The 22,480-nt window shown below is 63.9% G+C and carries 19 protein-coding genes and 1 pseudogene; 13 read left to right on the top strand and 7 right to left on the bottom strand.

Translation table 11 applies throughout. The annotated features are described in order from the left end of the window. Positions 1-43 precede the first annotated feature (43 nt). Positions 44-688: an MBL fold metallo-hydrolase gene (locus tag APH42_RS14975; protein ID WP_060515248.1), complete on the top strand. Its 645-nt coding sequence runs from the start codon at positions 44-46 to the stop codon at positions 686-688. Positions 689-797: 109 nt separating this feature from the next. Then, positions 798-1,520: an OmpA family protein gene (locus APH42_RS14970; protein WP_012270522.1), complete on the top strand. Its 723-nt coding sequence runs from the start codon at positions 798-800 to the stop codon at positions 1,518-1,520. Positions 1,521-1,557: 37 nt separating this feature from the next. Here the strand turns inward: APH42_RS14970 and pta are convergent, their stop codons facing one another. Together pta and APH42_RS14960 are read right to left on the bottom strand one after the other, a co-directional pair. Then, positions 1,558-3,645, bottom strand: coding sequence for a phosphate acetyltransferase (pta, locus tag APH42_RS14965; RefSeq protein WP_060493636.1), 2,088 nt, complete (start codon positions 3,643-3,645; stop codon positions 1,558-1,560). A gap of 31 nt (positions 3,646-3,676) precedes the next feature. Beyond that, positions 3,677-3,979, bottom strand: a complete 303-nt coding sequence (locus APH42_RS14960) for a DUF3565 domain-containing protein (RefSeq protein WP_060515249.1) — start codon at positions 3,977-3,979, stop codon at positions 3,677-3,679. On the opposite strand from APH42_RS14960, the gene APH42_RS14955 reads away from it, so the two are divergent. Next, positions 3,978-4,463: a peptidylprolyl isomerase gene (locus tag APH42_RS14955; RefSeq protein WP_060493634.1), complete on the top strand. Its 486-nt coding sequence runs from the start codon at positions 3,978-3,980 to the stop codon at positions 4,461-4,463. The two genes, APH42_RS14960 and APH42_RS14955, sit on opposite strands and share 2 nt — an antisense overlap. A gap of 145 nt (positions 4,464-4,608) precedes the next feature. Beyond that, positions 4,609-5,091 carry a glutathione peroxidase gene (locus APH42_RS14950; protein WP_012270526.1) on the top strand — a complete coding sequence of 161 codons (483 nt, stop codon included), beginning with the start codon at positions 4,609-4,611 and terminating at the stop codon, positions 5,089-5,091. Positions 5,092-5,218: 127 nt separating this feature from the next. Here APH42_RS14950 and APH42_RS14945 read toward each other — a convergent pair whose 3' ends face one another. Continuing rightward, on the bottom strand, positions 5,219-6,409 hold the full coding sequence (locus APH42_RS14945; protein WP_060493633.1) for a glycosyltransferase family 1 protein: 1,191 nt from the start codon (positions 6,407-6,409) through the stop codon (positions 5,219-5,221). A 157-nt stretch (positions 6,410-6,566) separates the two neighbouring features. Here APH42_RS14945 and APH42_RS30825 point away from each other — a divergent pair. Beyond that, a pseudogene (locus APH42_RS30825) lies at positions 6,567-7,316 on the top strand (PAS domain-containing protein); the annotation flags it as partial. Between the two features lie 156 nt (positions 7,317-7,472). Next, complete coding sequence (locus APH42_RS30820) at positions 7,473-7,904, top strand: methyl-accepting chemotaxis protein (RefSeq protein ID WP_371039717.1); 432 nt, start codon at positions 7,473-7,475, stop codon at positions 7,902-7,904. A 36-nt stretch (positions 7,905-7,940) separates the two neighbouring features. Here the strand turns inward: APH42_RS30820 and cysZ are convergent, their stop codons facing one another. Beyond that, a complete protein-coding gene (gene cysZ, locus APH42_RS14935) occupies positions 7,941-8,669 on the bottom strand; it encodes a sulfate transporter CysZ (protein WP_012270529.1) in 729 nt (242 codons plus the stop codon). A gap of 322 nt (positions 8,670-8,991) precedes the next feature. Between cysZ and trxB the strand changes: the two genes are divergently transcribed. Beyond that, a complete protein-coding gene (trxB, locus tag APH42_RS14930; RefSeq protein ID WP_003247318.1) occupies positions 8,992-9,954 on the top strand; it encodes a thioredoxin-disulfide reductase in 963 nt (320 codons plus the stop codon). Between the two features lie 58 nt (positions 9,955-10,012). On the opposite strand, the gene nadC is transcribed toward trxB, so the two are convergent. Further along, positions 10,013-10,861, bottom strand: a complete 849-nt coding sequence (gene nadC, locus APH42_RS14925; protein WP_012270530.1) for a carboxylating nicotinate-nucleotide diphosphorylase — start codon at positions 10,859-10,861, stop codon at positions 10,013-10,015. A gap of 242 nt (positions 10,862-11,103) precedes the next feature. On the opposite strand from nadC, the gene APH42_RS14920 reads away from it, so the two are divergent. From APH42_RS14920 to ampE, 3 genes are all read left to right on the top strand, one after another. Next, positions 11,104-13,263 carry a DUF1631 domain-containing protein gene (locus APH42_RS14920; protein WP_060493632.1) on the top strand — a complete coding sequence of 720 codons (2,160 nt, stop codon included), beginning with the start codon at positions 11,104-11,106 and terminating at the stop codon, positions 13,261-13,263. Between the two features lie 87 nt (positions 13,264-13,350). After that, on the top strand, positions 13,351-13,923 hold the full coding sequence (gene ampD, locus APH42_RS14915) for a 1,6-anhydro-N-acetylmuramyl-L-alanine amidase AmpD (protein WP_012270532.1): 573 nt from the start codon (positions 13,351-13,353) through the stop codon (positions 13,921-13,923). Next, the gene (ampE, locus tag APH42_RS14910) at positions 13,920-14,750 is read left to right on the top strand and encodes a regulatory signaling modulator protein AmpE (RefSeq protein WP_012270533.1); all 831 of its coding nucleotides are present in this window, start codon (positions 13,920-13,922) and stop codon (positions 14,748-14,750) included. Before ampD ends, ampE begins: the two co-directional genes overlap by 4 nt. Before the next feature lie 39 nt (positions 14,751-14,789). Here the strand turns inward: ampE and APH42_RS14905 are convergent, their stop codons facing one another. Beyond that, the gene (locus APH42_RS14905) at positions 14,790-15,566 is read right to left on the bottom strand and encodes a TatD family hydrolase (protein ID WP_060493631.1); all 777 of its coding nucleotides are present in this window, start codon (positions 15,564-15,566) and stop codon (positions 14,790-14,792) included. A 2-nt stretch (positions 15,567-15,568) separates the two neighbouring features. Then, entirely contained in the window at positions 15,569-16,564 is a 996-nt protein-coding gene (gene cra, locus APH42_RS14900; RefSeq protein ID WP_012270535.1) for a catabolite repressor/activator, read from the bottom strand. Between the two features lie 284 nt (positions 16,565-16,848). Here cra and ptsP point away from each other — a divergent pair, with 284 nt between their 5' ends. Genes ptsP through APH42_RS14885 form a run of 3 tightly spaced genes read left to right on the top strand, consistent with a single transcriptional unit; the run spans position 16,849 to position 22,388 of the window. Continuing rightward, the gene (ptsP, locus tag APH42_RS14895; protein ID WP_060493630.1) at positions 16,849-19,701 is read left to right on the top strand and encodes a phosphoenolpyruvate--protein phosphotransferase; all 2,853 of its coding nucleotides are present in this window, start codon (positions 16,849-16,851) and stop codon (positions 19,699-19,701) included. Continuing rightward, a complete protein-coding gene (gene pfkB / locus APH42_RS14890) occupies positions 19,702-20,649 on the top strand; it encodes a 1-phosphofructokinase (RefSeq protein WP_060493629.1) in 948 nt (315 codons plus the stop codon). Beyond that, on the top strand, positions 20,646-22,388 hold the full coding sequence (locus APH42_RS14885; RefSeq protein WP_060493628.1) for a PTS fructose-like transporter subunit IIB: 1,743 nt from the start codon (positions 20,646-20,648) through the stop codon (positions 22,386-22,388). The genes pfkB and APH42_RS14885 overlap by 4 nt, the downstream gene beginning before the upstream one ends. Positions 22,389-22,480 lie beyond the last annotated feature (92 nt).

The following is a 22,480-nucleotide window of genomic DNA, read 5'->3' as shown; positions in this document are numbered from 1 at the left end:
CGCTCGATCTCACAGGCGCTGCAGCGTCCAAGACAGGCCCTTCATGAAGACTGCCCCGACCACCCTCATCCGCGAAACCTTTCCCGTAGGCCCCTTGCAGTGCAACTGCACGCTGATTGGCGACCCATTGACCAAGAAAGCCATCGTCGTCGACCCGGGCGGTGACCCGGACAAGATCCTCGCGCGCCTGCAAGCCCACGGCCTCACGCTGGTAAGCATCATCCACACCCATGCGCACTTCGATCACTTCCTGGCCTCGGGCAAGCTCAAGGAGCTGACGGGCGCCACGTTGCACCTGCACAAGGACGACCAGGCCCTGTGGGACAACCTGGAGATGCAATGCCAGATGTTCGGCGTGCCTTACACGCCGGTACCGGCGCCAGACCGCTGGCTGGGCGATGATGAAGAACTGGCTTGCGGCTGCGGCGTGGCCCTTCACACGCCAGGGCATACGCCAGGCTCAATGAGCTTCTGGTTCGCCGACGCCAAGCTGCTGATTGCCGGCGACACCCTGTTCCGCCGTGGCATTGGCCGCACCGATTTGTGGGGTGGTGACCAGCGGGCTATCGTTCGCTCCATCAAGGAGCGGCTGTACCGGCTGGACGAGGAGGCCATCGTGGTGACCGGCCACGGGCCTGACACCCGTCTGGGCGACGAGATGCGCGAAAACCCCTTCGTGCGTGCCTGATGGCACATGAAGGCACTTTCATGGAATTTTTCGTTGCCGATGCAATCCAAGGCTGGCATAGATCCCTTTGAGATCTGCCGCATTTACGAATTTTAGTAGGAGCTTGTCCATGTTCACCATGCGTCGTCTGATTATCGTCGCAACTGCCGCTGCCCTGATGACTGGCTGTGCCAGCCAGAATCCTTACGACAACCAGGGTCAGGCGCAGGGCTCCACTGGGATGAGCAAGACCGCCAAGTACGGCGGCCTGGGCGCGCTGGCCGGCGCCATCGCCGGTGCCGCCATCGACCACAACAACCGTGGCAAGGGTGCGCTGATCGGTGCTGCCGCAGTGGGTGCCGCCGCCGCCGGTTATGGCTATTACGCCGACAAGCAAGAAGCCGAACTGCGCGCGCAAATGGCCAACACTGGCGTGGAAGTGCAGCGCCAGGGTGACCAGATCAAACTGATCATGCCGGGCAACATCACCTTCGCTACCGACTCGGCCAACATCGCGCCAAGCTTCTACTCGCCGCTGAACAACCTGGCGGGCTCGTTCAAGCAGTTCAACCAGAACACCATCGAAGTGGTCGGCTTTACCGACAGCACCGGCAGCCGCCAGCACAACATGGACCTGTCCCAGCGCCGCGCGCAGGCAGTCAGCACCTACCTGACCTCGCAGGGTGTGGATGCCTCGCGCATCTCGGTACGTGGCATGGGCCCGGACCAGCCGATCGCCAGCAACGCCGACGCCAATGGCCGTGCGCAGAACCGCCGCGTGGAAGTGAACCTGAAGCCGATTCCGGGGCAGCAGTATGACCAGCAGCAAGGTCAGGTTCAGCAGTATCCCTGATTGATTCCTGGGGCCGCTTTGCGGCCCCAGTGATTTGCTAGCGCACCACGCTGGCCTGAATCGCCGTCAGGGCAATGGTATGCACGATATCGTCAACCTGTGCCCCGCGTGGCAAATCGTTCACTGGCTTGCGCAAACCCTGCAACATCGGCCCCAGGCTGACCCCGTCGGTGCTACGCTGCACCGCCTTGTGCGTGGTATTGCCGGTATTCAGGTCGGGGAACACGAACACCGTGGCACGCCCGGCCACAGGGCTGCCTGGTGCCAGCTCCCGAGCAATGGCCGGGTTGGCTGCCGCGTCATACTGCAAAGGCCCATCGATCAGCAACGCCTCTGCTGCACCTTGCGCCAGGCGAGTCGCTTCGCGCACTTTCTCGACTTCATCATCGCTGGCCGAATCGCTTGAATAACTGATCATCGCCACCCGCGGCGCGATGCCGAAGGCCTGCGCCGATTCGGCGCTCTGGCGGGCGATCTCTGCCAGTTCGGCAGCACTGGGGTGGGGGTTCATCACGCAGTCGCCGTACACCAGTACCTGCTCGGGGAACAGCATGAAGAACACCGACGACACCAGGCTTGAGCCTGGCGCGGTCTTGATCAACTGCAGCGCCGGGCGGATGGTATTGGCGGTGGAGTGAACCAGGCCCGAGACCAGGCCGTCCACTTCGTCCAGGGCCAGCATCATGGTGCCGATCACGACCGGGTCTTCCAGTTGCTGCTCGGCCATCGGTGCGTTGAGGTTCTTGCTCTTGCGCAGCGCCACCATGGGCTCCACGTAGCGCCCGCGAATCAGCTCGGGGTCGAGGACTTCCAGGCCGGGCGGCAGGGCAATGCCTTGAGCGCGGGCCACGGCCTCGACATCTTCGGGCTTGGCCAGCAGTACGCAGCGGGCAATGCCACGGGCCTGGCAGATGGCTGCGGCCTGCACCAACAGCGGCTCGGCACCTTCTGGCAAAACGATGCGCTTGTTGGCCTGCTGCGCGCGCTGGATCAACTGGTAGCGGAACACTGCCGGCGACAGGCGCATTTCACGCGGGGTGCCGCAGCGTTGGTGCAGCCAGGCTGCGTCGAGGTGGCTGGCGACGAAGTCGGTGATGAACTCGGCGCGCTCGCGGTCGTCCACGGGAATCTCGCGGTTCAGCGAGTTGAGCTGGTTGGCCGTGTCGTACGAGCCGGTGCTGACCGACAGGATCGGCAGGCCGGCCTGCAGTGCGCCGCGGCACAGGCCAAGGATGCGCGCGTCGGGCTTGCTGTCGCTGGTCAGCAGCAGGCCGGCCAGTGGCACGCCATTGATTGCTGCCAGGCTGACGGCGAGGATGATGTCGTCGCGGTCGCCCGGCGTGACCACCAGGGTACCCGAGGTCAGCAGCGGCACGGTGTTGGCGACCGTGCGTGCGCAGATGATGATCTTGCTCATGCGCCGCTGCTCGTAGTCGCCGGCATTGAGCACCTGGGCGCCGAGCAGCTCGGCCACGTCGCGGGTACGCGGGGCGTTCAGCTCGGGTTGGTAGGGAATGCAGCCAAGCAGGCGGAAGTCATTGCCGCGCAGCAACGGCGAGTGTTCACGCAGGCGGGTGGCGAAGTCGGCCATGCTCTCGTCGGTGCGAACCTTGTTGAGGATCACCCCGAGCACTTTCGGGTCGCGCGGCCCGCCGAACAGCTGGGCCTGTAGTTCGACCCGGCCGGACAGTTCGCTGAGCACTTCGTTTTCCGGTGCCGATACCAGGATCACCTCGGCATCCAGGCTTTTCGCCAGGTGAAGGTTGACCCGCGCGGCGTAGCTGGCGTGGCGCGTGGGCACCATACCCTCGACCACTACCACGTCATTGCCGATACAGGCTTGCTGGTAGAGACGGATGATTTCCTCCAGCAACTCGTCCAACTGGCCATCGCCGAGCATGCGCTCGACCTGGGCCAGGCTCAGTGGTACCGGAGGGTTGATACCGTGGGTGCGAGCCACCAGTTCGGTAGAGCGCTCGGGGCCGGTGTCACCCGGGTGGGGTTGGGCGATCGGCTTGAAGAAACCGACCTTCAGGCCGGCGCGCTCCAGGGTACGCACCAGGCCCAGGCTGATGGATGTCAGGCCGACACCGAAGTCGGTCGGCGCAATGAAAAATGTCTGCATGCGTGCTTCTCGAAATAAGCGGTGCAAGAAATTAACGGCCAAGGGTAGCGCTATCGGCCCCTTGTGCGCACCAGCCGCACGCGAAAGGCTGGCCAATGTGCTGCGCGCGCTGGGCCGGGTCGAGCACCCAGGGGCGTGCCTGCCACGGCGGTTGGTGGCGCAGGTGTTGGGTGTGGCCGCAGGACAGTTCGGCCACCCAATGGCCTTCTTCGTCCAGATGGAAGCCTGTGATCCGACTGATGGGCCGTTGCTCGTCCGAGGTGCGTTCGCAATCGGACGATGGCTTGGTTACACTTGTCCGCTCTACATTCTTTTGCAAAAGGTCTTGCCCCATGCTGATCGCCGCCAACAAGGCTGTCTCCATCGACTATACCCTGACCAACGACGCCGGGGAGACCATCGACAGCTCCGCCGGTGGCGCGCCGCTGGTCTACCTGCACGGTGCCAGCAACATCATCCCAGGCCTGGAAAAAGCCCTGGAAGGTAAACAGGCTGGTGACGAGCTGAACGTTACCATCGAGCCGGAAGACGCCTACGGCGAATACCTGGCCGAGCTGGTCAGCACCCTGAACCGCAGCCTGTTCGAAGGCGTCGACGAGCTGGAAGTGGGCATGCAGTTCCACGCTTCGGCACCGGACGGCCAGATGCAGATCGTCACCATCCGCGACCTCGACGGCGACGACGTCACCGTTGACGGCAACCACCCACTGGCCGGCCAGCGCCTGACCTTCAAGGTAAAGGTTGTCGACGTGCGTGACGCCAGCGAAGAAGAAATCGCTCACCGCCACATCCACGGTGAAGGTGGCCATCACCACTGATTTTCTGCGCTAAGCTCAGAAAGTCGCCAGGCGCTCGGGCAAGCCGATTTGCCTTCCTACGGGAGGTGGACGGTTTGGACGAGCGCCTTTTTAGTGGGCGCAATTCGCCCCCGCGGCAACCGGGAACCTGAGAGGGGATTTCATCATGAGTGCATTTCACGACCTGAAACTGGACGCGCTGAACGGCGGAGAGCTGCCGCTCGCACCGTTCAAGGGGCAAGTGGTGCTGGTGGTCAACGTTGCCTCCAAATGTGGTCTCACGCCGCAATACAAGGCCCTGGAAAACCTCTACCAGGTTTACAAGGACAAGGGCTTCAACGTGCTTGGCCTGCCGTGCAACCAGTTTGCCGGCCAGGAGCCGGGTAGCGAAAAGGAAATCCAGGACTTCTGCAGCCTCAACTATGGGGTGAGCTTCCCGCTGGGGGGCAAGTTGGAGGTCAACGGCCCGCAGCGCCATTCGCTGTACCGTCTGCTGGCGGGTGAGGGGGCCGAGTTCCCCGGTGACATCACCTGGAACTTCGAGAAGTTTCTGGTGGGCAAGGATGGGCGAGTACTGGCGCGTTTTTCACCGCGCACGGCGCCGGATGACCCGGCGGTAGTCCAGGCCATAGAAAAAGCACTTGCCTGAAGTTTTACGCACTTCCTGTAGGCGCGGCCTTGTGCCGCGAAAGGGCCGCAACGCGGCCTCTCGATGGTTGCGGTAGTGCTGAAATCCGGGGGCCGCTGTACGGCCCATTCGCGGGGCAAGGCCGCTCCTACACTGATCGCGTGGGGCCCAAGCTTGAAGCAGGTGCGGCAGCAGATGGGTTCTGGGCTGAATGCAGATACCCCTCGAACTGCTCGACAATCGCGGGCCAGCCCTGACGGCTGGCATGCTGCCGCGCATTCAGGCGCACCCGGCGCAAGGTTTCCTCTTCTTCCAGCAGCCAGCAGGCGGCATCGATGAATGCGGCCTCATCCCCTGGCATGGCCAGCCCGCCACTGTGTCCATGGCGAATATGCTGCGCAGCTGCCGCCTCGTCATAAGCAACCACCGCCAACCCCGAAGCCATGGCCTCGAGCACCACGTTGCCAAAGGTCTCGGTCAAGCTGGGGAAAAGGAACAGGTCGCCGCTGGCATAGTGCTCGGCCAGCACCTCGCCGCGCTGGGCGCCACAGAACACTGCATCTGGCACCTGCTGTTGGAGGCTGGCACGCTGCGGGCCGTCACCGACCATGATCAGACGCAAGCGCTTCTGTGGATAAGTTTTCTGCAATGCCTCGAGACAAGGCCGCAGCAAGCCAAGGTTCTTTTCCACCGCCAGCCGTCCGACATGCAATACGGCGATATCATCCGGGCCGAGCCCCCAGCTTTCACGCAACGCCTGGTTGCGCCGGGTCGGGTTGAACAGGCCGGCATCGACACCTCGTGCCAACAGTTCCAGGCGCTCGAACCCACGGCGTTCAAGCTCCAGGCGCTGGCTGACACTGGGTACCAAGGTGATCGCCGTGCACCGATGGAACCAGCGCAGATAGTGGGTGAGCAGGCGCGCCAGCAGGCCCAGACCGTACTGGCCGGAGTACTGCGGGAAGTTGGTGTGGAAGCCGCTGACGACCGCGATACTCAGGCGCCTGGCTGCGCGTAGGGCGCTGAGACCTAGCGGCCCTTCGGTGGCGATGTACAGCACATCCGGGCGCTGCCGGCGCCAGCGCCGCAACAGCTTGTGCATCGATACCTCGCCCCACTGCAAACCTGGATACCCCGGCAGGGCCCAACCACGGCACAGCATCAGGTGCGGGTCGTTTTGCACGGGTGATTCGCCGGCCTGGCGCGGCCGTACCACCTCGACCTCATGGCCGCGTTGACGCAAGCCTTCACTGAGGCGGCCAAGGGTGTTGGCCACGCCGTTAATCTCGGGTGGGAAGGTTTCACTGACCAGGGTAATGCGTAGGGCGGGTGTATTCATGACAAAAAGTTTCCGCCTGCAGGATTGCGCCAATGTGACTGCCATGTGACGTACAGATGACGCCTGACCGCTGACGCTTTCGCCTTTATGAATATTTCCTCGCACGGCACTCAAGAAGGTGTCATCGGCAGCCGATGAAGATGCATTCGACTACGTGATGCGCTCCAGGAGAGCGGTGATGTTCAACAACAAGCTCAAGCAAGAAATCCGGCAGTTGCGCGAAGACCTGATGTCCATGGAACAGGTCAAGAGTAGCCTCGACAGCGAGATGCTGGTACTGCAGCTCGACCCTCAAGGACGGATCGAGATGGTCAACGGCAACTTCGAGAGCGAGATGCTCTACCGTGCCGAACAATTGCTTGGGCGCAATATCGAGGACATCGTCCCGGCTCATGTGAAGACCCTCGACTTTTACCAGCGCATGAAGAGCGCGATCAGCCGGGGCGAGCACCTGAACGGCGCGTTCCGTCTGTTGCGCGGCAATGGGCAGGAGGCCTGGCTGCGTTCGATCCTGCAGCCGGTCAAGAACAGCGAGGGGCGCATCAAGTACTTCACCCTGCATTCCAGCGACCTTACCCGTACTATCGAGACCTCGCGCGAGCACGAAAGCCTGATCAAGGCGCTGATGCGCTCCACCGCAGTGATCGAGTTCGAGCTCGACGGCACAATCCTCACCGCAAACGACCGCTTCCTCGCCACCGTCGGTTATCGTCTGGAGCAGATTCGCGGTAAGCACCACCGCATATTCTGCGAGCCGGAGGAGGCCAACTCGGCCGGCTACCAGGCCTTCTGGGACAAGCTGCGCCGTGGTGAATACGTTGCCGAGCGCTTCAAGCGCATCGATGCCCATGGCCGGGTGATATGGCTGGAGGCTTCGTATAACCCGATTTTCGATGCCCACGACGTGCTGTACAAGGTGGTCAAGTTCGCCACGGTGATTACCGATCAGGTCAACCAGGAGCAGGCAGTGGCCGAGGCGGCAGATGTCGCCTACAGCACCTCCCTGGGTACCGATGTCAGCGCCCGCAAGGCCACCGAGGTAGTCACCCAGACCGTCAGCGTGATGCGTGGCCTGGAGGCCTCGATGCAAGAGGCGGCCGAGGGCATCCAGGCACTTGATACTCAGTCGCGGGTGATCGGTTCGATCATCAAGACCATCAGCGACATTGCTGGGCAAACCAACCTGCTGGCGCTTAACGCAGCCATCGAAGCGGCCCGTGCGGGCGAGCAAGGGCGGGGTTTTGCCGTGGTTGCCGACGAAGTGCGCCAACTGGCCTCGCGCACCAGCACCGCCACCGAGGAAATCGCTCGGGTGGTGCAGCAGAACGAGCAACTGGCGCAGGCGGCAGTGTCGATCATCGACACCAGCAAGCGCCAGGCCGAACAGGGGCTGGCGCTGGCGGACGAGACGGGCAGCGTGATTGTCGAGATTCAGGATGGGGCGAAGCGAGTGGTGGATGTGGTGGGGCAGTTCTCCAGCCGATTGGGGCAGTGACGCCCCAGCCCGGCAGGGGTATGGCGGGCGCGGGGATCAGTTGCGCTCGCGCACCCAGAACAACGTAGCCCCCGCCACCGCCGCCGGCATCATCAGCACGTTCACCCCCGGAATCATCAGCGCCAGGTAGGTGATGCCGCCAAAGCCCAGGCTTTGCCAGCGCTTCTGGCGTAGCCAGGCGAGCATGTCCTGCCAGCTCATCTTGTTGTTGTCCGCCGGGTAGTCGATGTACTGGATGGCCATCATCCACACACCGAAGATGAGCCACAGCGGCGCCGCCACCACGTTGACCACCGGGATCAGCGACAGGATGAACAGGCCGATGGCCCGCGGCAGGAAGTACCCCAGCTTGCGCATTTCGCGGCTGAAGGTGCGCGGTACCATGGCCAGCAGTTCGCCCCAGCTGAACGCCGGGAAGGTGTCTTCGCCACGGACCACCACCTCGACCTTTTCCGCCAGGAAGCCATTGAATGGGGCGGCGATGATGTTTGCCACCAGGGTGAAGGTGAAAAACACCATCAGCAGCAGCAAGGCAACGAACAACGGCCAAAGGATGTAGCTGAGGAAGCTCAACCAGTCAGGCAGCGTTGGCATCAAGGCATCGAGCCACAGCCCGAACTGGTGGCCGGCGAAGTAGATCAGGCCACCGAACAGCAGCAGGTTGACCGTTAGCGGCAGCAGCACGAACAACCGCAGGTTGGGGCTCAGCACCAGTTTCAGGCCTTCACGTAGGTACTGGGGGCCAGAGAGGACAGGGGCTTGCATCTAGTTACTCCGCACAGAAGGAAAACGCGCTGACCTTACCGAGTTTGCCGCGCCGACGAAAGGCGGGTAGCGGGCGGGAAACGGGCTGTAACAAAAGCGTCAGGGGCATGGCTATCGATGAAATCGCAGCATAGACGATGCCTATGAGGTGGATTGTCGAAGGATATTTCCTTAATCTTTGCGACCTCGCTACAGTGCGCTCAACTTTCCGCTTTCTGGGCCTGCGCGTTGTAGCCTTCCCCAAGTGCTGCGTGGGTCCTTTTTAATTTTCCAGCTGGCGCAGCCGGTACACCGATACCGGCCCGCTCGACAGGAGTTCGACATGTCTGAAGTACGTCATTCGCGCGTCATCATTCTCGGTTCCGGCCCTGCCGGTTATAGCGCTGCGGTGTATGCCGCCCGTGCCAACCTCAAGCCGCTGCTGATCACCGGCATGCAGGCCGGTGGCCAGCTGACCACCACCACCGAAGTCGACAACTGGCCGGGCGACCCCCACGGCCTGACCGGCCCGGCGCTGATGCAGCGTATGCAAGAGCATGCCGAGCGTTTCGAAACCGAAATCGTCTTCGACCACATCAATGCTGTCGACCTGGCCAACAAGCCGTTCACCCTGCAGGGTGACAGTGGCAAGTACACCTGCGACGCGCTGATCATCGCCACTGGCGCCAGCGCTCGCTACTTGGGCCTGCCGTCGGAAGAAACCTTCATGGGCAAAGGCGTTTCGGCCTGTGCTACTTGCGACGGTTTTTTCTACCGCAACAAGCCGGTCGCCGTGGTCGGCGGTGGCAACACTGCCGTGGAAGAGGCGCTGTACCTGGCCAACATCGCCAGCAAGGTGACCTTGGTACACCGTCGCGAAACCTTCCGCGCCGAGAAGATTCTGGTCGACAAGCTGAACGCGCGCGTGGCCGAAGGCAAGATCGAGCTCAAGCTCAACGCCACCCTGGACGAAGTGCTGGGTGACAACATGGGCGTGACCGGTGCGCGCCTGAAGAACAACGATGGCAGCAGTGACGAGATCAAGGTCGACGGCGTATTCATCGCCATTGGCCACACCCCGAACACTTCGCTGTTCGAAGGCCAGCTGACCTTGAAGGACGGCTACCTGGTAGTCAATGGCGGCCGTGAAGGCAACGCCACCGCCACCAACGTCGAGGGCGTGTTCGCCGCCGGTGACGTGGCTGACCACGTTTACCGTCAGGCCATTACCTCGGCCGGCGCTGGCTGCATGGCGGCATTGGACGTGGAGCGTTACCTGGACGGGTTGGCCAACGCTTCGTTCTGATCCAGCAAGGCAACAAAAAACCGGCTCAGTGGCCGGTTTTTTGTTGCCTGCGTTCAGCTCACAGGCTCAATCGCATCGACAGGTCTACCGCCTTTACATCCTTGGTCATGGCGCCAATCGAGATGTAGTCCACCCCAGTCTCGGCAATCACCCGCAAGGTCGTTTCGTTTACCCCGCCACTGGCCTCCAGCTTGGCCTTGCCAGCGTTGATACGCACCGCTTCGCGCATTTCGTCCAGGTTGAGCTCGTCGAGCATGATGATGTCTGCACCAGCGGCCAGCGCCTCACGCAGTTCTTCCAGGCTCTCCACCTCGATTTCCACCGGTTTGCCCGGTGCGATGCGGTGCGCCGCCGCCACGGCTTGGGCTACGCCGCCGCTGGCAGCAATATGGTTTTCCTTGATCAGGAAGGCGTCGTACAGGCCGATGCGATGGTTGTCGCAGCCGCCACAGGTCACCGCGTACTTCTGCGCCAAGCGCAGGCCAGGCAGGGTTTTGCGGGTGTCCAGCAGGCGTACCTGGGTGTCTGCCACCAGGTCGGCGAGGAAGCGTGCACGGGTGGCGACCCCCGACAGCATCTGCAAGAAATTCAGCGCGCTGCGCTCACCGCTGAGCAGCGAGCGGGCCGGGCCTTCCAGATGGAACAGCGGCTGATTGGCAGTAGCCCGTTCACCGTCGGCCACCTGCCAGTGCACTGCAACACGCGGGTCGAGCTGGCGGAACACGGCATCGACCCAGGCGGTGCCGGCGATTACGCAATCCTCGCGGGTGATGATGGTGGCCTTGGCCAGGCGCTCGGCCGGGATCAACTGCGCGGTGATATCGCCACTGCCGATGTCCTCCAACAATGCGCGGCGCACGTTGGCTTCAATTTCAGCGGTCAGGTCGGCAAGGCGTAGGTTCGGCATGTTCGGCTCCACAAGCTAGATGCCGGCGATTATAGGGCAGGGGGCTTGCGTGTACAGCCGCCTTGATGATGACCATTGGTCGGGCGTGGTGAGCAGACCGTGCAAAACAGGGTCACTGAACAGCCTGTAAAACGGCGCTGGCAGCTGTACGAAATTTTATCGATAATAGCGACCAGTATTTGGCGTCATAGCTTTGACGATGATAGGCCCGTCCGGGCAAGACACCCTGCAAGGAGTCCAGGATGCAAAAAGAAGGCAAGGTGGTGCCCTTGGCGGCAGCCATCGACCGAGGCGGGCGTGCGCCTCTGCCTTGCCTTCCGGTCTTGCTACTGCAAGTGCGCGACAAGGCTGCTCTGCAGTTGCGTCAGGGTTTGCAGGACTTGTTCGACAACGCCGACGACACCCTTTTCGAAATGGCCGACAAGGCCTTGGACTGCTGTGACCAGAGCCTGTACTTCGAGGCCATGCGCGACTTGCGCCTGAAGCGCAAAAGCATCGAACGTGGTTTTCTCGATACGTTCTACGACACCTTTGCGCGCATTGGCCAGGTCGATCTGCTGGCTCAGCAGGTCGAGCCGGGCAACCTTCGCAGCAAGGCCCAACTGGAGCGGGCTGCCGCCATCGATGGCATGGTGGCGCGGGTGTTGTCACGCGATGGCATTGCCTTGCAGCAGTTGGGCTTGCGTTTGCAGGCGCTGCTCGACCGGCCGCTGTACGAGCCGCACAACCCGTTGGGGCCTGCCGCATTATGCAGTTACTTCCTCGATGCCGGGCGTAACCTTGGGGTTGGCTTGCGGGTCAAGCTGGTGCTGCTCAAGCTGTTCGAGCGCTATGTGCTGCGCGATGCCGATGTGATCTATGGCGAAGCCAACCAACTGCTGGCCGCCGCCGGTGTGCTGCCCGAACTGCAGCCGGCACCGCGGCGGCGGGCTGAAGACCAGCGCATGCGTGCACGGAGGGGGCACGCGAACCTTGGTCAGACGGTGGGCGCGGATGCGGCAGGGCAGGCTTTCTTTGCCTCGGTGCAGGCGCTGCTGGCCCCGGTTCGCGGGCAGTTCGCCCCGCGCTTGCAGGCAGTGTCTGCCGCCCAGCCGATCAGCTGCGCCGACCTGCTCCGGCTGCTATCGCATTTGCAGCACTACGTGCCCGCCACCCACGAGGCCGATGATTTCGAGCTCGGCCAGCAGCTTGAGCAACTGTTGTTGCGGGTCAGCGTGCGCAGTGGCACGCGCCGGCGCCTTGCCGTGGCCGACGAAGACATGATCAACCTGGTTGGCATGCTGTTCGCCTTCATCCACAACGACGACAATCTGCCGGCCAGCCTGCGGGCGCTGATTGCCCGCTTGCACATTCCGCTACTCAAGGTGGCCTTGTTGGACAAGGGGCTGTTCAGCCGGGCGAGCCATCCGGCGCGCCGGCTGCTCAACGAGGTCGCCGGTGCGGCGATTGGCTGGGAATACGGCAGGGAAGGGCAGCGTGACAGCTTGCACTTGCGGGTAGAGCGAATCGTCCAGCGCCTGCTCAATGATTTTGCCGAAGATGTCGGCTTGTTCACCGAGCTGCTCGACGACTTCCTCGCTTTCAACCAGGACGAGCGGCGGCGCAACGAGTTGCTGGAACAACGCACCCGTGATGCCGAAGAAGGCCGAGCCCGGACGCTGCAGGCCAGGCAACAGGTGCAAGATGTGCTCAACCAGCGCCTGCGCGGCCGAGTATTGCCGCAGGTGGTGGTACACATGTTGGTACAGGCCTGGAGCCAGGTGTTGCTGCTGGCTTGGCTGAAACAGGGCGAGAATTCCCAGGAATGGCGCGACGCGTTGCAGACGATGGACACGCTGCTGGCCAGCATCACTGCGCCCCATGAGCCACAAGCCTTGTTGCAGCAGGTGCCGGGCCTGCTCAAGGCGCTGCGTGAGGGCTTGGCCAGCGTGGCCCTGGACGCGCTGGCCACCCGCGAGTTCTTCCTGCAATTGGAGCAGTTGCACCTGCGCGCCTGCGCAGGTGCCCAGGTGCTGCCGAGTGGCGATGGGCAACTTCTGGCTGATGTACGGGTGGCCGAAGACATTGTGCTGGCAATGGCCGAAGAGCCCGCCTGTGTGCCGCTGCAGATCGCCGACGGGCAGGCTGCAGCGTTACACCAGGTTCAGCGCCTGCGCATCGGCACCTGGGTCGAGGCGCTCGATGAAGACGAACCCCTGCGCTGCAAGCTGGTGGCACGTATAAACAGCAGTGACCGGCTGGTGTTCGCCAACCGCACCGGCATGAAAGTGCGCGAATGGAGCAGCACCAGCCTGGCCCAGGCACTGCAGCGGGGCGAAGTGCGCGTGCTGGATGACGGGCTGCTGTTCGAGCGTGCACTGGAGGCCGTGCTCGACGGCTTGCGGCAAGGGCTGGTGCAGTAGCGGCAGCATTACAATCATTCACATGCACACGGTGTTGGCCACAGGGCATACTGTTGTCTTGTTCATGGCGTTTTCAGGATCTGCCCCATGCAATTGGACCGTGCCACTGGCTGGTTCCACGGAATCGGAATCACCCACTGCCCCTCGCCGAACTTCAATGCGCGCCCAGAGGGCGAATCGATTTCCCTGCTGGTGATCCACAACATCAGCTTGCCCCCGGCCTGTTTCGGCACCGGCAAGGTGCAGCAGTTCTTCCAGAACTGTCTGGACCCCGATGAACATCCCTACTTTGCCAGCATCAACCATCTGACAGTGTCGGCGCACCTGTTCGTCGAGCGTGACGGTGCGGTGACCCAGTTCGTATCGTTACGTGACCGTGCCTGGCATGCGGGGGTGTCGAGCTTCGACGGGCGCGAGGGCTGCAATGATTTTTCCATCGGCATCGAACTGGAGGGCACCGACGACCAGCCCTATACCGATGCCCAGTACGCTGTGCTGGAGCAACTTACCCGGCACATCCGCGATGCCTGGCCGGCCATCGACCTGAGCCGCATCCAGGGCCATAGCGACATTGCCCCGCAGCGCAAGACCGACCCCGGCCCGGCCTTCGATTGGCCGCGCTACCGTCAGGCGCTGCAGCACAATGAGGATGAGGCATGAGTTTTCTGGTTTTGTTGCTGGCGCTGTGGGTCGAGAAGTTCTCGGCTTTGCGCCATCAGGTACAGCGCGATGGGTTCTTCCTTGGCGAACTTGTACGCCTTGAGCGCAGCGGTAAGGTGCACCCGTGGTGGACGCTGGCCATTCTGGTCTTGGCGCCGGTCGCGCTGCTGGTATTGCTGCTGCATGTGCTGGAGCCAGTGGCCTATGGCTTGCTGGCCTTGCCGGTGCACCTGCTGGTGCTGATCTACAGCCTGGGCCGTGGCGATGCCAAGGCCTCGATGGGCCCGTTCCGCGATGCCTGGCGGCGGGGCGACGACCAGGCGGCGCTGCATGTGGCCGAGCGTGACCTGGGCCTGGTGGCCGATGAGCCGCACAGCCTGCTGGTACGGGTACAGGGCAACCTGCTGTGGCAGGTGTACCAGGGCTTTTTCGCGGTGATCTTCTGGTATTTCGTGTTGGGCCCCGGTGCGGCGTTGGCTTATCGACTGCTGGCACTGTGTGGCGAACACAGCAAGCAGCCAACGCTCAAGGCGCGTGCTGAGCAGCTGCGGCACATCATGGACTGGCTGCCAGTACGGGTGCTGGCGCTGAGCTTTGCCCTGGTGGGCAACTTCCTCGCCGTGACACGGGTAATGCTGCACGAGGTGCTCAACTGGCACATCAGTGCCGCGCACCTGGTGGCCCGGGTCGGGCGTATTGCCGATGACATTCCAGAGGAAGAAGACAGCCAGCGTGGGCTGGGGCGGCTGGACAGCCTGTGGGAGCTGCTGCTGCGCTGTGCGGTGTTGTGGTATGCCGGGTTCGCGCTGTGGACCGTGCTGGTTTGATTCATGGCCGCCGCCACAAAAACCACGCTCACCTGGATTTCACCAGCCAAACAACTCGCAGGCATTGCGGCTACTGGCCTGCGCCAGCTCTTCTACATCCAAGCCCATCACCTGGGCCAGCGCCCCGGCAATGTCCGGCAAGTGTTCCGGGCTGTTGCGCATCCCTGGGTGCATCACCGGCGCCATATCCGGCGCATCGGTCTCCAGCACCACGCTCTCCAGCGGCAGCCGCGCCAGCGTCTTGCGCAGCCGCAGCGCCTGCGGCCAGGTGCCGGCGCCGCCAAGCCCGAGGCGGAAGCCCAGCTTGATGTACTCACGGGCCTCTTCGTAACTGCCGGCAAACGCATGGATCACCCCCGCCCGCACCGGTTTGTAACGCTTGAGCGTGGCAATTACCTGGGCATGGCTGCGGCGCACATGCAACAGCGCGGGCAGGTCGAAGTCGCAGGCCATTTGCAGTTGCGCTTCGAACAGGCCCTGTTGGCGCGTTTTGTCCAGGTCCTCAAGGTAATAGTCCAGGCCAAACTCGCCCACGGCGCATAGCCGCGGGTCGCCGCGCAGGCGCTCCAGCCATTGGCGTAATTGCGTCAGGTGCTCTGGGCGATGCTCGTCGAGGTACACCGGGTGCAGGCCGAGTGCCGCAAACAGGCGTTCATTGGCGCAGGCCAGGTCCCACACCCGTTGGAAATTTGCCTGATAAACCCCCAGCACCACCATCCGTTCCACCCCGCGTGCCGCCGCGTTGGCCAGCAGGCGCGAGCGGTCGGCGTCGAAGTCGGGGAAGTCCAAGTGAGTGTGGGTGTCGATCAGGCGCATTTTCAGGCCGCTGTGATGCGTTGCTTGAAGGTGCGGCCAACGGCATGCACGCCGGGTTCGTAGCGTTTTTCCTCAATTGCGGCCAGGGCCAGTTCCAGCGCGGTGGCGGCAATCAGGCCATGCTGCTGGGCCATGGCATTGACCGGTAGCGGCAGGAAGTCGAGCAGTTGGTTGTCGCCAAAGGTGCCCAGTTGCAGCTGACGCGAGTCGGCAGGGCGTGCCTGCAGGGTGTCGAACACCCCTTGCAGCAGCACATAGGAGGTGGTCACCAGGGCATCCGGCAAGCCACCCAGGTCTTCGATCAGCTGCTGCATCAGGCGTTGGCCGCACTCGCGGCTGAACGCTTCGCCCTGGTAGCGGCGCACTTCGCCGGCATAACCTTGCAGGGCTTCGTCGAAACCGCCTGCGCGCGCCTGGCTGACCGACAGCTCGGGGCGTGCGCCGATCAAGGCAATGCTGCGTGGGGCCGAATTGAGCAGGCTGGCGGCCAGTTGGCGGCTGGCATCGCGGTCATCGCTGATCACCGAGCAGAAGTGCGCAGGGTCCAGGCGGCGGTCGATGGCGATCACCGGCAGGCCTTTGTCCTGCAAGTCACGGTAGCTGTCATCTTCTGGCGGCAGGCAGCTGGCAACGAACAATGCATCGCATCGGCGCGCACGGAACAGCTGCTGCAGTTGGCGCTCGCTGTCGGGCTGGTCGTCGCTGCTGGCGATCAGCAACTGGTAGCCGCGGGCGCGGGCGCCTTGCTCCAGTTGCTTGGCAATGCGGGCGTAGCTGGGGTTCTCCAGATCCGGGAGAATGAAGCCCAGGGTGCGGGTATGCCGGCTGCGCAGCCCAGCAGCCTGCGGGTTGGGGGTGAAGCCGTGGGCTTCGACCACCGCGCGTACCCGCTCGACAGTACTGTTGCTGATGCGCTGCTGTTCAGCCTTGCCGTTGATGACGTAGCTGGCAGTGGTCACGGACACACCGGCCAGACGGGCGATATCGCTGAGTTTCACCGAATTTTCCTTGTTATTACCGGGGCTGGCTGTAAGGCCGGACCGGGTAGTTTGACCCGGCACGGGCATCACGCGCAGACGACCATTGTCGCAATTGTCCGACAGGATGGGGCTTTTTACCGGGCAGATTATCGAGTAACGTGGCCGCCTGGTCAGGTTAAACGTTTCAGCTGCCGAATTTTCTGCCTCGGCTGCCATCCGTGCAAGGCTGCGGAACTGGCCCTTTATGTGAATTTCACAACAATACTCCAGTACCCGAACGGGAACTGCAAAAGGAGAAGGTCATGCTCGAGCTCGCCAAGGAGCAGATAGCCATGGGCCAGACGGCCGCCGACAAGGCCGAGGCATTGAGCCTGCTGGCGGACCGGCTGGTCGGGGACGGCCTGGTCGGCGAGGGTTACCTGCAAGGGCTGCAAGCCCGCGAGGTGCAGGGCTCGACGTTCCTTGGCCAGGGCATCGCCATCCCCCATGGCACGCCGCAAACCCGTGATCTGGTGTATACCACCGGCGTGCGTCTGCTGCAGTTCCCCGAGGGTGTGGACTGGGGTGACGGGCAAATGGTCTACCTGGCCATCGGTATCGCCGCTCGCTCCGACGAACACCTGCGCCTGCTGCAGCTGCTCACCCGCGCCCTGGGCGAGACCGACCTGGCCGAAGCGCTGCGCCGGGCCAGTTCCGCCGAAGCGCTGCTCAAGCTGCTGCAGGGCGCACCACAGGCACTGGCGCTGGATGCGCAGCTGGTTGGCCTGAACCTGCCGGCTGAAGACTTCGACGAACTGGCCTGGCGCGGTGCCCGCCTGTTGCAACGTGCCGATTGTGTCGACAGCGGCTTTGCCGCCGTATTGCAGCAAGCCGAGCCGCTGCCGCTGGGTGAGGGCCTTTGGTGGCTGCACAGCGAGCGTCAGGTACGTCAGCCGGGCCTGGCGTTCATCACCCCCCAGCAGCCGTTGCGCTATCGCGACCAACCGCTCAACGGTTTGTTCTGCCTGGCGAGCCTAGGCGCCGCTCACCAAGCCTTGCTCGAGCGCCTGTGCGAAGTGCTGATTGAAGGCCGTGGGCAGATGCTCTACCAGGCCACCAGCAGCCGCGCGGTACTGGAAGTGCTGGGCGGCGAAGCGCCGGCGGATTGGCCCAGCGCGCGTATTGTGCTGGCCAACCCTCATGGCCTGCATGCCCGCCCGGCCAAGGTGCTGGCACAGCTGGCCAAAGGCTTTGAAGGGGAAATCCGTGTGCGCCTGGTCGACAGCGCGCAGCCAGCGGTGTCGCTGAAGAGCCTGAGCAAGCTGCTGAGCCTGGGCGCCCGCCGTGGTCAGGTGCTGGAGCTGGTCGCCGAGCCTGGCATCGCCGCCGATGCCTTGCCGGTGCTGCTGGCCGCTATCGAACAAGGCCTTGGCGAAGAGGTTGAACCGCTGCCGCAGAGCGTCACGCCCATGGCCGATCACCCACCCGAAGTGCTGCAGGCCCCAGCCGCCGGCAGCCGTATCCAGGGTGTGGGCGCAGCGCCCGGCATTGCCAGTGGCCCGGCGCATGTCTGTGTCGAGCGTGAGTTCGACTATCCGTTGCGTGGCGAATCCTGCGCCCAGGAGCGGCAGAAGCTGCGCGCAGCCATCGCCAGTGTGAACGGCGAACTGCAGGCGTTGGTGCTGCGCAGCGACAAGGCCATTGGCGAAATTTTCGTCACCCATCAGGAAATGCTTGCCGACCCGGCCCTGACCGACGATATCGAACAGCGCCTGGCCCAGGGCGAAAGCGCTGCGGCCGCCTGGATGGCCGTGATCGAAGCCGCAGCCCGTCAGCAGGAGTCGTTGCACGATGCCCTGCTCGCCGAGCGCGCCGCCGACCTGCGCGACATTGGCCGCCGCGTGCTGGCGCAGCTGTGTGGAGTGCAGGCGCAGGTTGAACCCGAGCAACCCTATGTGTTGGTGATGACTGAAGTCGGCCCGTCCGATGTCGCCCGCCTGGACCCGAACCGGGTTGCCGGCATCGTCACCGCCCAAGGCGGTGCCACGGCCCACAGTGCCATCGTCGCCCGTGCATTGGGCATTCCGGCGGTGGTCGGCGCAGGTGCGTCGATTCTGCTGCTGGAGAGTGGCACGCCGCTGCTGCTCGATGGCCAGCGTGGAGTGGTCAGCGTGGCGCCGCCAGTGGATGAGTTGCAACAGGCGCTGGCCGAGCGCGACCTGCGTGAGCAGCGCCTGCAGGCTGCCTGGGCCAACCGCTTCGAGCCAGCCGTCACCCGTGATGGTCATGCCGTCGAGGTGTTCGCCAACATTGGCGACAGCAACGGCATCGCCAAGGTGGTGGAGCAGGGCGCCGAAGGCGTTGGCCTGCTGCGCACCGAACTGATTTTCATGGCCCACCCTCAAGCGCCGGACGTGGCCACCCAGGAGGCCGAGTACCGCCGTGTGCTTGATGGCCTGGGCGGGCGGCCACTGGTGGTGCGCACCCTCGATGTCGGTGGCGACAAGCCGCTGCCTTACTGGCCCATCGCCGCCGAGGAAAACCCGTTCCTTGGTGTACGTGGCGTACGCCTGACGCTGCAGCGCCCGCAAATCATGGAAGACCAGTTGCGCGCCTTGCTACGGGCCGCCGACCAGCGACCGCTGCGCATCATGTTCCCGATGGTTGGCCAGGTGCACGAATGGCGCGAGGCTCGGGCCATGGTCGAGCGCCTGCGTGCAGAAATCCCGGTCGCCGACCTGCAACTGGGCATCATGGTCGAGGTGCCTTCGGCGGCCCTGCTGGCAGCGCAATTGGCGCGCGAAGTGGACTTCTTCAGCATCGGCACCAATGACCTGACCCAGTACACCTTGGCCATCGACCGTGGCCACCCCAGCCTCTCGGCCCAGGCCGACGGCCTGCACCCGGCAGTATTGACCCTGATCGACATGACGGTGCGTGCCGCCCATGCCCAAGGCAAGTGGGTGGGCGTGTGTGGCGAGCTGGCGGCCGACCCGCAGGCGGTCGCCGTGCTGCTGGGCCTGGACGTGGACGAGCTCAGTGTATCCGCGCGCAGCATCGCCGAAGTCAAGGCACTGGTTCGCCAGGCCGATCACCAGACGGCCCGCGCCCTGGCGCGCGAAGCCTTGCAACAGGACAGCGCTGCGGCAGTTCGCGCGCTGGTGGAGCGTTACTGAATGGCCAAGATCCTCACCCTTACCCTGAACCCGGCGCTGGATATCACCGTCGGCCTGGACACCCTGCGCCCTGGGCAGGTCAACCGTAGTCAAGCGCAGCAAAGTCACGCAGCGGGCAAGGGGCTGAACGTTGCCCAGGTACTGGCCGACCTTGGGCACAGCGTGACCGTCGGCGGTTTCCTCGGGCAGGACAACCTGCAGCCCTTCGAGGCGTTGATCGCCTGGCGCGGCTTTGCCGACTGTTTTGTCCGCGTGCCGGGCGAAACCCGTAGCAACATCAAGCTGGTCGAGGCCGATGGCCGCGTCACCGATATCAACGGCCAGGGCCCGGAGGTCGACGAGGCGGCACGCAGCGCCTTGCTGCGCAGGCTGCAGCAGGTCGCCCCAGGTCATGATGCGGTGGTGGTGGCCGGCAGCCTGCCGCGTGGGATCAGTGCCGACTGGTTCTGCCAGTTGCTCGAACAGCTGAAGGCGCAAGGCCTCAAGGTGGCCCTGGATAGCAGCGGTGAAGCCCTGCGTGCTGGCCTGCAGGCTGCGCCCTGGCTGGTGAAACCCAATACCGAGGAGCTGGGCGAAGTGCTTGGTCTGGCTGTGGATAACCCGGCGCAGCAGCGCGCTGCCGCCGAGCGCCTGCTGGCCGCTGGCGTTGAGCACGTGGTGGTCTCTGCAGGGGAGCAGGGCGTCAGCTGGTTCCGCCGCGATCTGGCCGTGCATGCCTGCCCGCCCAAGGTGCGGGTCGCCAGCACGGTGGGGGCGGGGGATTCGCTGGTGGCCGGCATGGTTCATGGCCTGCTGCAGGGCGAGGCCCCCGCGCAGACCTTGATTCGTGCCACTGCAATTGCCGCCCAGGCCGTCACCCAGGTTGGCTTCGGCATCCGTGACCGCGAGCAACTGGAACGTCTGGAAGCCGCCGTGCAACTGACAGAACAACAAGAGGGTTGCCGATGAACATTGCCATTGTCACCGCCTGCCCCAACGGCCAGGTATCGAGTGTGCTGAGCGCGCGCCTGCTGGCTGCCGCTGCCCAGCGACGTGGTTGGAGCACCAGCGTCGAAGTGCTGGATGCCGAGCACCCTGAGCGGCAACTGAGTGCGGCACAGATCGCCGAGGCCGACTGGGTGCTGGTGGTCAGCACCGGCCCGGTGGACCTGGCCCGCTTCGTCGGCAAGCGCCTATACAAGAGTACGCCGTCCCAGGCCTTGGCTGATCGCGAGGGCTTCCTCGACGAAGCGGCCGCCAACGCCCAACTGCTGACCGCATTGCCAGACACCCCGGCCGCAGCTGGCAGCGGCGCTGCTCGTATCGTTGCCGTCACTGCCTGCCCGACCGGCGTTGCGCACACCTTCATGGCTGCAGAAGCTTTGCAGCAAGCCGCACAGCAACTGGGATACCAGCTCACCGTCGAGACCCAGGGCTCGGTCGGTGCGCGCAACCCGTTGTCCGCCGAAGCCATCGCTGCAGCAGACGTGGTGTTGCTGGCCGCCGACATCGAAGTACCCACCGCGCGTTTCGCCGGCAAGCGTATTTACCGCTGCGGCACCGGCATCGCCCTCAAGCAGGCCCGCGCCACGCTGGACAAAGCCTTGGCCGAAGCCAAGGTGGAAAACAGTGCAGAGGCTGCGGCGGCCAGCACGGCAGCCAAAGGCGAGAAGAGTGGGGTATACAAGCACCTGCTCACTGGCGTGTCGTTCATGCTGCCGATGGTGGTGGCCGGTGGCCTGCTGATTGCCCTGTCGTTCGTGTTCGGCATCGAGGCCTACAAACAGCCGGGCACCTTGCCGGCGGCGTTGATGCAGATTGGCGGCGAGGCTGCGTTCAAGCTGATGGTGCCTTTGCTGGCCGGTTACATCGCCTGGTCCATTGCCGACCGACCGGGGTTGGCCCCAGGCATGATCGGCGGTTTGCTGGCCAGCACCCTGGGGGCTGGTTTCATTGGTGGCATCGTCGCGGGTTTTCTTGCCGGTTACAGCGCCAAGGCCATTGCCCGTTGGGCGCGCTTGCCGAGCAGCCTGGAAGCGCTCAAGCCGATTTTGATCATTCCACTGCTGGCCAGCCTGTTCACCGGCCTGGTGATGATCTACGTGGTTGGCCAGCCGGTAGCGGCGATGCTCGAAGGCCTTACGCACTTCCTCGACAGCATGGGCACCACCAATGCCATTCTGCTGGGGCTGTTGCTGGGCGGCATGATGTGCGTCGACCTTGGCGGGCCGATCAACAAGGCCGCCTATGCCTTCTCGGTGGGGCTGTTGGCTTCGTCGAGCTACGCGCCGATGGCGGCGACCATGGCCGCTGGCATGGTGCCGCCGATCGGCCTGGGTATTGCCACCTTCCTGGCCCGGCGCAAGTTCGCCCAGAGCGAGCGTGAGGCGGGCAAGGCGGCACTGGCGCTGGGCTTGTGCTTTATCTCCGAGGGGGCTATCCCGTTTGCCGCCAAGGACCCGCTGCGGGTGATCCCGGCCAGTATCGTCGGCGGTGCGCTGACCGGTGCATTGTCGATGTACTTTGGCTGCAAGCTGATGGCGCCCCATGGCGGCTTGTTCGTGCTGTTGATCCCCAATGCGATCAACCATGCGCTGCTGTACTTGCTGGCGATCGTGGCGGGCAGCCTGTTGACGGCGGTGGTGTATGCGGTGATCAAGAAGAGCGAGCAGGTGGAGCTGGCGGTGGCGCCGGTTAAAAGTGCCTGAGCTGACCCCGTCCTGTGGCAGAGGCCTTGTGTCGCGAAAGGGCTGCATGGCAGCCCCAGATTTCAGCTTCGCCGCATAGATTGCTGGGGCCG

The organism is Pseudomonas sp. NBRC 111140 (genome assembly GCF_001320885.1).
Lineage (GTDB): Bacteria > Pseudomonadota > Gammaproteobacteria > Pseudomonadales > Pseudomonadaceae > Aquipseudomonas > Aquipseudomonas putida_P.
This window is presented reverse-complemented; position numbering and strand designations above follow the sequence as displayed.

What these genes read in the sequence shown, in the direction of transcription:
- APH42_RS14955 (WP_060493634.1), top strand. Translation starts at nt 3,978, where the DNA reads ATGCTGATCGCCGCCAACAAGGCTGTCTCCATCGACTATACCCTGACC.
- ampD (WP_012270532.1), top strand. Translation starts at nt 13,351, where the DNA reads ATGCAATTGGACCGTGCCACTGGCTGGTTCCACGGAATCGGAATCACC.
- ptsP (WP_060493630.1), top strand. Translation starts at nt 16,849, where the DNA reads ATGCTCGAGCTCGCCAAGGAGCAGATAGCCATGGGCCAGACGGCCGCC.
- APH42_RS14885 (WP_060493628.1), top strand. Translation starts at nt 20,646, where the DNA reads ATGAACATTGCCATTGTCACCGCCTGCCCCAACGGCCAGGTATCGAGT.
- APH42_RS30820 (WP_371039717.1), top strand. Translation starts at nt 7,473, where the DNA reads ATGCGTGGCCTGGAGGCCTCGATGCAAGAGGCGGCCGAGGGCATCCAG.
- trxB (WP_003247318.1), top strand. Translation starts at nt 8,992, where the DNA reads ATGTCTGAAGTACGTCATTCGCGCGTCATCATTCTCGGTTCCGGCCCT.
- APH42_RS14970 (WP_012270522.1), top strand. Translation starts at nt 798, where the DNA reads ATGTTCACCATGCGTCGTCTGATTATCGTCGCAACTGCCGCTGCCCTG.
- APH42_RS14950 (WP_012270526.1), top strand. Translation starts at nt 4,609, where the DNA reads ATGAGTGCATTTCACGACCTGAAACTGGACGCGCTGAACGGCGGAGAG.
- cysZ (WP_012270529.1), bottom strand. Translation starts at nt 8,669, where the DNA reads ATGCAAGCCCCTGTCCTCTCTGGCCCCCAGTACCTACGTGAAGGCCTG.
- ampE (WP_012270533.1), top strand. Translation starts at nt 13,920, where the DNA reads ATGAGTTTTCTGGTTTTGTTGCTGGCGCTGTGGGTCGAGAAGTTCTCG.
- APH42_RS14945 (WP_060493633.1), bottom strand. Translation starts at nt 6,409, where the DNA reads ATGAATACACCCGCCCTACGCATTACCCTGGTCAGTGAAACCTTCCCA.
- APH42_RS14975 (WP_060515248.1), top strand. Translation starts at nt 44, where the DNA reads ATGAAGACTGCCCCGACCACCCTCATCCGCGAAACCTTTCCCGTAGGC.
- pfkB (WP_060493629.1), top strand. Translation starts at nt 19,702, where the DNA reads ATGGCCAAGATCCTCACCCTTACCCTGAACCCGGCGCTGGATATCACC.
- APH42_RS14905 (WP_060493631.1), bottom strand. Translation starts at nt 15,566, where the DNA reads ATGCGCCTGATCGACACCCACACTCACTTGGACTTCCCCGACTTCGAC.
- APH42_RS14960 (WP_060515249.1), bottom strand. Translation starts at nt 3,979, where the DNA reads ATGGGGCAAGACCTTTTGCAAAAGAATGTAGAGCGGACAAGTGTAACC.
- nadC (WP_012270530.1), bottom strand. Translation starts at nt 10,861, where the DNA reads ATGCCGAACCTACGCCTTGCCGACCTGACCGCTGAAATTGAAGCCAAC.
- pta (WP_060493636.1), bottom strand. Translation starts at nt 3,645, where the DNA reads ATGCAGACATTTTTCATTGCGCCGACCGACTTCGGTGTCGGCCTGACA.
- APH42_RS14920 (WP_060493632.1), top strand. Translation starts at nt 11,104, where the DNA reads ATGCAAAAAGAAGGCAAGGTGGTGCCCTTGGCGGCAGCCATCGACCGA.